We start from the raw sequence: 8,970 nt of genomic DNA on the forward strand, positions 1-8,970 counted from the left end.
ATCAACGGGCTCTACAAGACCGAGTGCATCCGCACCGATGTCTTCCACGAGGGCGCCTACAAGACGATCGACGACGTCGAGTACGCCACCGCAGCGTGGGTCGACTGGTACAACGACCGGCGGCTCCACGGGAGCCTGGGCATGCTCAGCCCGACCGAGTTCGAGCAAGCCCACTACGCTGACACAGACCTTACGAGTGGGCTGCTCAACCACCCGTAAAACACCGGCAGGAAACCCGGGGCGCTTCAGTGCTGAGGAAGCGGCCGAGGTGGGGGACGTATTGGCGTGCGCCCATTTCGATGGTGTGGATGGTTGCGGCGTGTTCGGTGAGTTTGCGGTGGCTGCCGAGCCAGCCCCAGTCGGCGTTGCCGGGGCCGGGGCGGATTAGTGGCATCTCCGCGCACGGGGACCGTGAGTCAGCGAGAAGAAGCTGCGCGTTCCGTCTTGGTACGTCGCATGTATTTCCATGACGGTGGCAACAACATGAAAACGATGGCGCTGCCCATCACTACCGAGATGACGTCGGCAAAAGGCGAAGAATAGCCATCCCGACTAGCCCCAATGAACAGTATGGAGAGCACGGTGCCGAGCACGGCTGCCCAGAGTGCTCCCTTTCGCACGAACACAGCGGCGAAGATGAGTCCTGCCGTGTTGCTGATTCCGATCAGAAGAAAAACGATGATTCCCGCCAAGATCGCAACAATCGGTAACTCCTCGCGTGCCGCTTGGTACAGAAGCGGCGGGAGAAGGAACGCGGTGAGCACTCCAGCCAATGCCAGTAGCACGGCTGCGATTTCGATTGTGACTGGTGGCGGTGGGCTTGGACGGGTTAGTCCAAGCTTCAAGAGCACGGTCTTGATTTTCATCGGTATTCGGATCTCCATCTTCTGCCGATCCAGCCGCCATCCCGCCAGTACGCAACTTCGGCATGCCACAGTTGCACGCCATCATAGGCAACGCTACCGGCGGCTTCTGGATCGAAGTTCCGGAAGAAGATGTTGGGGCTAGTGAATTTGTATGCTAACCACGCGTCCACCGCGAATTTGGCGCTCCCGAGCGCGACCGGCCCTGCAGCAGCCCACACAGCGCTGGTCTCGGCGCCGCCGTACCAGGTTCGGATGGGTCGTTTGAATTCGGGGGGTGTGATTCGGATGAGGAGTGATTGCCGGAAGTTGATCACTGAACGTGCGGTTGTGCCTGTGAAGACGCTCAAGTTGGCTCGTGAAGCGAGCTTGATGGGGGTGATGCTTCCGCCTCGCCCGACGGTGACTTGGGAGCATTCGAGCTTGTTGGTGCAGGCTTTCATGCCGGTGAGGTCGAAGGTGTTGATGGGGTCGTTTGGGTAGTCGTAGTTGTTGGTGACGCCGCCTTCGATGGGGTCGGTGCTGAGGAAGCGGCCGAGGTGGGGGACGTATTGGCGTGCGCCCATTTCGATGGTGTGGATGGTTGCGGCGTGTTCGGTGAGTTTGCGGTGGCTGCCGAGCCAGCCCCAGTCGGCGTTGCCGGGGAGGTTGTCGGGGCCGGTGTCGTCGGCTTCGGGTCCGGTGTTGCCGGTGGTGGGGTGGGTGGGTTGTCCGAATGGATCGTATTGGTGGAGGTTCGCGGTGCGGTCGCCTGATTGGTTGGTGGTGGTGAGGATGTCGCCGTGGATGTTCGGGTAGGAGAAGGTTCCCATCCCGTCACCGGTGGTCGTGTAGGTGACGCCGCCGGGGAGCCCGTACGCCCATTGGGTGGTGCCGGTTGTGGTGTCTGTGATGATCGTTGCGCTGTCGCCTGGGCCGGTGTGCCCGTACGTCACGGTGCTGGTCCCTGACGCGGTGGTTTCGGTGCGCCCGGTGATCCGGTTGCTGAGGTCGCGGGTGTAGGTGATGGTGGTGCCGTCGTCGGTGGTGGTGGTGAGGTGTCGGTCGGTGATGTCGTAGCCGAGGGTTTGGTCGACGAGGCGGGTGGTGTTCCCGTGCCGGTCGTAGCGGATCTGGTTGGGGCTGATCGGTCCGATGAACAGGTCGGGCACGGTGGGTGCGGGGGTGTCGGTTTCTGGTGCGGCGGGCGCCGGTGCAGGGTCGCCGGTTTCGGGTGTGCTGGGTTCTTCGGTGCTGGGTTCTTCGGGGTCGGGCTGTTCCGGGTTCTGGGTGATGGGGGTGGTGTTGGTGGTGGTTGTGGCGGGGGTGGTGCGTGCGCCGGCTCCGGAGGTGCCGTCGGTGGTGTGGGTGAGCCGGTCGGCGTGGTCGTAGCAGTACTCGGTGATGGCTCGTTGGCCGCCGTTGCGGCTGATGGTTTTGCCGGTGCGGTTGCCGTTCATACCGGCGTTCTGGTTGACGCCGCAGCCGCCTTGGCCGGTGAACCAGTACTCCAGGGTGGTGCGGTCGGACGGGGTTTCGAGGGTGTTGGTGGTGGTGTCGGTGCGGTGGAGCCGGCCGGCCCGGTCGTAGGTGTAGGCGGTGTGGTGGCGGTCGAAGCGGGACCCGCCGGTGTCGAGGGTGTTGGTGTTGCCGGTGATGCGGCCGGATTGGGAGCGGGTGACCTGGTCGGTGATGACGGTGTGGTTGGAGATGGTGTACCGCAGCCCGGTGGTTGCGCCGGCGGGGTTTCGTTCGATGTGGGCCAGGCGGGTCTGGTTCACGTAGCTCGCCGAGCCGAGTTCGCCGTGCACGTTGTATCCGGATGAGGCGAGCCATTCGTCGTTCAGTGCGATCGAGGTGGGTTGCCCGTCGGGGTTGTAGGTGAGGGTGGTGGTTTGCGGGGTGTGCCCGGGGGCGGTGGTGGTCGAGCTGGTGGGTTGGCTGAGGAGGTTGTAGCTGGTGGTGGTGACCACGCCGGTGGTGTCGGTGTAGGAGGCGGCCCGGCCGAGGAGGTCGGTGACGGTCGTGATCCGCCCGGCGGGGTCTTCGGCCCAGGTGGTGAGCGGGTCGCCGGTGGGGGTGTTGTCGCCTGTGTGCGCGTAGGTCACGGTCCGGGCTGGTTCGTCACCGAATGCGGGGTAGGTGACGGTGGCGACACGGCCCCGGTTGTCGTGGGTAGTGCAGGTCCACTCCTGGTCGCCGGCGCGTTTGGTGCCGACTTGCCGGCCGTGTAGGTCGTGCACGTGCTGGGTGCTGATCCGTTCCCCGGTTTGCGGGGCGGGCTGGGTGGTGTGCTTGATCGCCCCGTACTGGGGGGTGTCCGCGGGGATCCCGCAGACAGGGTCGGTGGTGTCCCACGCCTGGCCGATGGTTTCGGTGTCGCCGTAGTACCCGTACGCGGTGCCGGCCTTGTCGACGCTGGCGCCGGTGAGGGTACCGGCTGGGAGCATCCTCGTGGTACGCCGGGACAGGGTGTCGTACCTGGTGGTGGTGGTCAGGCGTAGCTGGCCCGGGTCGACGGTGGTCTTGGTCGGCAATCCCAGCCAAGGCTCCTGGTAGGTGGTGGAGGTCGTGATGGGCTTGATGTCTGCCCCGGCGGGCGCGTCTGGGCCGGGGGTGTCCGCGATGGTGGTTGTGGTGGTCAGGTGGTAGCCGGGGCTGAGGGCCGTACCGGGGACCAGGGTCCGGGCGAACGGGTCCTCGCCGGCTGTCTTGGTCCAGTGCAGTTCCAGCCGGGCCGGGCCGGTGTTCTCCCGGTAGTGGACGCGGATCCTTGCCCAGAGCTTGTCCGCCGATACGGTGACGGTGTCCCGGGCGGGTGACCAGTGCTCGGCACCACCGCCCCAGTCATCGACGATGAGGTAGTCATCGACCCACATCTGGGTGCCGTCATCGGCGAACGTTTCGAACTTGTACGTGCCCGGTCCGGGGAAGGCCACCGTGCCGGTGAGCCGGAGCGAGAATTCGTCGGACCGGCCGGGCAGCTCCGGGGGTGCGGTGCTGACCCAGTTTCGGCTGACGGCCCCGTCAGGGCCGCCGATCCCGAGGCTCATCGCCTGCGGCGTCCCGGTGAGTGACTGGCTTGCGTACCATGCTGCGGCGAGCCCGCGCAGGCCGCCGTCGTACTCGGTGGTCGTGGTGGCGGGGCTGATCGGGCAGGACCCGGTCGGGGTGCGGTCGGGGCCGAAGCAGTCAGCCGGGGCAGGCCCATGGGATTGGACGGGGCGGTCCTGGGCGTCGTAGATCGTGGTGGTCATCCGCCCGGCCGGGTCGGTCGTGGACAGCACCTGGTCCTTGCGGTTCCACACCGTCTGTGTGGTGAGCCCGGAGGGGGTGGTGGCCTGGGTGGCACGCCAGTCGGCGTCGTAGATCACGGTCCGGTGGTGCCCGGCCGCCGGGGCGCCCCAGAGGTCTTGCCCGGCCGCGTCGATGGTCGTGGTCCCGGCGACTGGGGGCACAGGGCCGTGGGTTTTCGTGAGCAGGCCGGTGGGTACCATCCCGCTGGTCGGGTAGGTGTACCGGTGCTGGGGCTGCTCGGTGGGGGTGGTGCCGTCGGGTGCGGGCAGGGTGACCGTGACGGCGCGGCCGTCGGGGTCGTAGCCGATGGTGGTGCGGTTCGTGTCGGCGGGTTCCCGATTGGGGTCGGCGCGGAGCCAGTCGGTTTGGGTGGCGTCGCGGATCCCGGTGAGCCGGTTCCGGGTGTCGTAGGTGAACGAGGTTTCCGCGGCCCCGGGGTCGATGATCCCGGCCAGGCGGCCGTGGTCGTCGTAGAACATGCGGGTGGTGTCCCCGGTACCGGGCACGTGTCCGGGATACACGATCCGGCACAGCATTCCCGCGGGGGTGTTGGCCGGGCAGGCTTTGCCGGGGGTGTCGGTGTCGTCGCCGGTGAGCGGGGCGGCGAGGTCGTCGCCGCCGTAGAAGTACACCAATTCCCGGTTCGGGCCGTCCAGGGAGAGCCGGTCGGTGGTGCGGCGGACCAGGCCGCCCTCGTACGTGACCACCGGCGCGGCGGGCTTCTTCACATCGGCGGGGCTGGTCACGGACTCGACCTGCCCGCCGACGGCGAACACGTGCACGGTCCCGGCCCCGTCGATGAGGGTCACTTTCGCGTCGGCGCCGACGGTGACGACACCGACTTCCCCGGCCGGGGGCCGGTACCCGCCGGTGGAGGTCTTCGTGTACGCGTGGGTGGACCCGTACACGTCGGTGAGGGTGATCGAGCCTTCCTCGATCCGGGCGTTCGTGAACCCGCCCTGCGCGCCGGCGAGGATCGCGGAGGACCCCCACCCGTCGGGGAGGATCTGGATGCGCTTGGTGAACCAGTCCGCTGGGACGATCCCGGTGGACCCGTCCGCGGTCTTGTAGTGCAGTTCGATCCGCGCGTCGGCGTTGTGCTCGAAGTACTCCAGCTTGAACGGCACCGGGCCCGCGGGGAGGGTCTTCTCCTGCCCCCACTCGACGGTGCTGGTGTGCGTGTCGGTCCATTTGTCGATGAGCTTGCTGCCGTCGACCCAGAGCGCGGCACCGTTGTCGCGGATCATCCCGAACGTGTAGGACCCGGCGGCGGGTGGGGTGAGGTACCCGGTCCAGCGGGCCATGAACTTGTCCGTGGGGACCCCGTCCGCGGGTGCCCCGGCGCCCCAGTTGAACGCGACCCGCGGGTCGGTTCTGGCCATGACCTGTTTCGCGTCGGCGAAGTTCCACGACTGGGACTGCCCGGCTTTCGGGGTCGCGTCGAAGTACTCCCCGTACAGGCCCTGCTCCGAGGTGCGTTGCGAGTTGTACGTGAACGCGACGCCCATCGACCCGCCGACGGTATCCACCGTCGGGGAGGAGAACGAGGTGGTCACGTTCCCGGAGGCGAGGTTCACCGACACCGGCCCGAACGTGTCCATCGGGGCGATGCCGTCCACGCCGAGGCGCTGGTTCACGGTGAACTTCGCCACCCACGGGGTGTGCGAGTCCGCGTACTGGTCCTTCGTGAGCACCGACCACGCGTAGGTGGTCCCGTCCTGGAGGACCCCAGCGGGCGGTGTCCAGGACGGTGTGTCGAGCCAGCCTGAGTTCAAGACCGCGCCGGTCTTCGCGTCCGGGCCGGTGGTGACCCGGAACCAGTACTTCACCGGCCGGCTGTCCGGGTTCGGTGGGGTGTCGACGTGCAGCACGGGTTGGGTGGTGACCACGACCGCCCCATCCGTGGGGGATGCGGTGGCTTTCACGGTCAACGGGACGTTGCTGGTCGTGAACGCCCACGTCGCCGACCCCCGACTCGTGGAAGTCCCCCACACGTCGTGGTAGTTGTCGCTGACGTACATCTTCCACGTGTACCGGGTATTGACCACCAGCACGTCGGTTGGGACCTGCACCGTGTTCGAGGTGATCCAGCCCGAGTCCCACACCGTGCCCGTGTCCGGATTGTGGGTGTTGGCGAGCCGGAACTGATAGTACAGGGTGGTGCCCTCCGCGGGGCGGCTGCCGTCAACGCGCAGCACCGGCGCGTTGCCCTGATCGATCGCCCCGTCCCCCGGGGACGGAGCAGCGCCAGGGATGGGGAAGTCCTTCCACCAGATCAGCATCTGCGCGGCGTGGAAATGCTTGTACGTGTACGTCCGAGTCTCGTCCCCGGTGAACGTCAGCTGGCCGCCGTGATGCCCGTCACGCACCCACTGCGCGACCCGGTTCGTCAGCCGGGCGTCCTCGACCTGTCCCTGCCCGCCCCAATACCGCACCCCACCCAAATGCTCACCCAGGGAGTGATAGCCAAGGTTCGTCGCGTGATAGACGTTCCCCCACCGTTCCGTGGTCGTGCTGTCCCCGGACTGGCCGCCCATGCCGACCGCGACGCCGAGGACCTGCTTGCCGAATAACTGCTCGTACGGGAAATGCAGCAACGTCCGCCACACCCCGTTCGTGTTCGTGTCCCCGACCTGCACGCCGTAGTTGTAGTTGTACTGCCCGTTCGTCTTGTACCCCCGGGACTGGTCATACCCGGTGTACAGGTCCGGGTCCACCGACACCGGGTACACCCGCTCCGGGGCGTTCAACCAGCCCCGATCCGCGGTCAACGTCAACACCCACCCGACCGTGGTCTGCTTGACCGTCGCGGACACGTCGCCCTGCTCGTTCGCCCGATCCCCGAGAGCTCCCGCGTCGTCCCACATGATCGGCCGCGGCATCACCATCACCACGTCCCCAGACGACGCGGTGAACAGGATCTCCTCGTCTTCTGAGACCGACAGGTCAAGGTCCGTGTCCACCAGCCACCGCCACGACGCCCGGCCATCCTTCCCGGGCTTCCCGGCCAGCTCGAACACCTCCTTCACCCCGGACTCCGTCACCTGGTACACCAGGTCCGTTCCCTCAAACACCTCCGGGTACACCACCCGGTCCCGGTTCTCCGCCCACGGCGACACATCCCGCACCATCACCGACGGGGCCGCATCCTGCAGCGTGAACCCGACCTCATGCCCGTCACGTGACACCGCAAGCAGCGGCGACTCGGTGGCGTTCTCCGCGAACACCGGGCCCAACGGATGCTGGGAAACTTCCGCGCCACCCCGGCCCAACCACCCGAACGGACCCCGCCCATCCAAGTCAGTCCTGATCGGCTCCCACTCGCCATCCGCCTCCACGCTGACCGGGATGGTCGACAGCTCCGTGACCCGACCCCCGTCCGGACCCTCGAACGTCACCGAGAACTCATCCCGATCCACCAACACCGCCGCGTCCGGGTCGAACTCCTCGGTCAGCGTCCCGGCTGTCGCAGCGTCCGGGCCGGGCACCGGCGCCAGCTCCGGCGTCAGCACCTCCCCAGCGTCCGGCTCACCCGTGAAGTCACCCTCAACCGGGAACTCGCTCATCGGAACCTCCGCAGGCGCGGACAGATCAGGCAGCAACGGGGTCACCTCACCAGGCAAGGCAGGGTCCGCCGCGAACGCCGGCATCGGCTGGACCAGCGACCCAACCAACACCCCCGCCACGACCACACCCGACACCGCATGCCACCAACGACGAACCGCCACCACCCACCCCTGACTGCGCAGCCCACCATCGGAGCACACGCATTCGGGATACTAGTGTTTTAGGTGTGCGGCTGGCTACCTCATGGCCGGGCCAGGAACAGGGGAGCACCATGACGTACCAGCAGCCGGCAGCCGTGCCATCGGAACCTCAGCCGTCAGCGTCCAGCGTGAGCGTGCTCGCCGTGTTGTCGATCGGGTTGGTCTGGGCCAACAGCATCGCCGGGATCCTGCTCGGGCATCTCGCGCTCGCACAGATCAGACGCACCGGTGAGCGCGGCCGTGAGCTGGCTCTGGCCGGGCTCATCGTCGGCTACATCCTCACCGCGCTCGGAATGATGCTGTTCGTCACCTGGCTGGTGTTCATGTTCGCCGTAGTCACCCAGGCCGGGCCCGGCCAGACGTTCACCTCCTACCGCGGCCGCTGACGCCGGAGCGGCTCATCATCCGACTGGCCCGAGCCAGAGCCTCCATCGGCGCGGTGAGCCCTGCCAAGGCCACGACCCCCTGACACTCTCCCGAGGAGCAACATCATGACCCTGAACGTCACCCCGCAGCTGAACTTCCGCGGACAAGCACGGGAGGCGCTCGAGTTCTATCAATCCGTGTTCGGCGGTGAGATCGCCGCGGTCTCCTACCAAGACGCGCAGGCCGTACAGGACCCCGACGAGGCGGACCAGATCCTCTGGGGACAGGTCGTGAACGAACACGGTGTCCGGGTGATGGCGCACGACGTCCCAGCATCAGTCGAGTACGAGCAGGGCGCGCACTCCTACTTCGTCGCTATCACCGGCACCGGCGCCGACACCGCCCAGATCGTCTCCTACTGGAACGGGCTCATCCCCGGCTCGACCATCATCCAAGACCTCGGCCAGGTTGGATGGTCTCCCCTGCACGGTCTGGTCCGTGACCGGTACGGGGTGGTCTGGGTCTTCGACCTCGTTGTGTCGCACAACACCTGACCCCTACCCCAAACGGAGAATCCTCGTGTCCCTCGCGCATTCCAACCTGCCAGCGACAGCACGTCCTGCCCCCGACACCCCCTCGTCCGGCAACGACGTGTGGTTGGGTCTTGCCCAGTCCATGACCGGGCAAGACCAGTTCGA

At 66.9% G+C, this 8,970-nt stretch carries 5 protein-coding genes; 3 read left to right on the forward strand and 2 right to left on the reverse strand.

The genetic code is table 11. The features are described 5' to 3' along the window. On the forward strand, positions 1-219 hold a 219-nt coding region (locus AC1DZA_RS19795), incomplete at its 5' end, for an integrase core domain-containing protein (protein WP_476774047.1). 197 nt (positions 220-416) lie between these two features. Here the strand turns inward: AC1DZA_RS19795 and AC1DZA_RS19800 are convergent. Next, positions 417-866 carry a hypothetical protein gene (locus tag AC1DZA_RS19800; RefSeq protein WP_476774048.1) on the reverse strand — a complete coding sequence of 150 codons (450 nt, stop codon included), beginning with the start codon at positions 864-866 and terminating at the stop codon, positions 417-419. After that, positions 863-7,705 (reverse strand): PA14 domain-containing protein, encoded by a 6,843-nt coding sequence (locus tag AC1DZA_RS19805; RefSeq protein ID WP_476774049.1) that lies wholly within the window; start codon positions 7,703-7,705, stop codon positions 863-865. Before AC1DZA_RS19805 ends, AC1DZA_RS19800 begins: the two co-directional genes overlap by 4 nt. A 329-nt stretch (positions 7,706-8,034) precedes the next feature. On the opposite strand from AC1DZA_RS19805, the gene AC1DZA_RS19810 reads away from it, so the two are divergent. Together AC1DZA_RS19810 and AC1DZA_RS19815 are read left to right on the forward strand one after the other, a co-directional pair. Beyond that, the gene (locus AC1DZA_RS19810; protein WP_476774050.1) at positions 8,035-8,292 is read left to right on the forward strand and encodes a DUF4190 domain-containing protein; all 258 of its coding nucleotides are present in this window, start codon (positions 8,035-8,037) and stop codon (positions 8,290-8,292) included. A 105-nt stretch (positions 8,293-8,397) separates the two neighbouring features. Continuing rightward, on the forward strand, positions 8,398-8,826 hold the full coding sequence (locus AC1DZA_RS19815; RefSeq protein ID WP_476774051.1) for a VOC family protein: 429 nt from the start codon (positions 8,398-8,400) through the stop codon (positions 8,824-8,826). The last annotated feature ends 144 nt before the right edge of the window (positions 8,827-8,970 follow it).

The sequence above is a fragment of the Agromyces sp. P2_B3 genome (assembly GCF_056404815.1).

Excerpts from the sequence above, each read along its gene's own strand:
- AC1DZA_RS19815 (WP_476774051.1), top strand. The coding sequence starts at position 8,398 with ATGACCCTGAACGTCACCCCGCAGCTGAACTTCCGCGGACAAGCACGG.
- AC1DZA_RS19800 (WP_476774048.1), bottom strand. The coding sequence starts at position 866 with ATGAAAATCAAGACCGTGCTCTTGAAGCTTGGACTAACCCGTCCAAGC.
- AC1DZA_RS19805 (WP_476774049.1), bottom strand. The coding sequence starts at position 7,705 with ATGAGCGAGTTCCCGGTTGAGGGTGACTTCACGGGTGAGCCGGACGCT.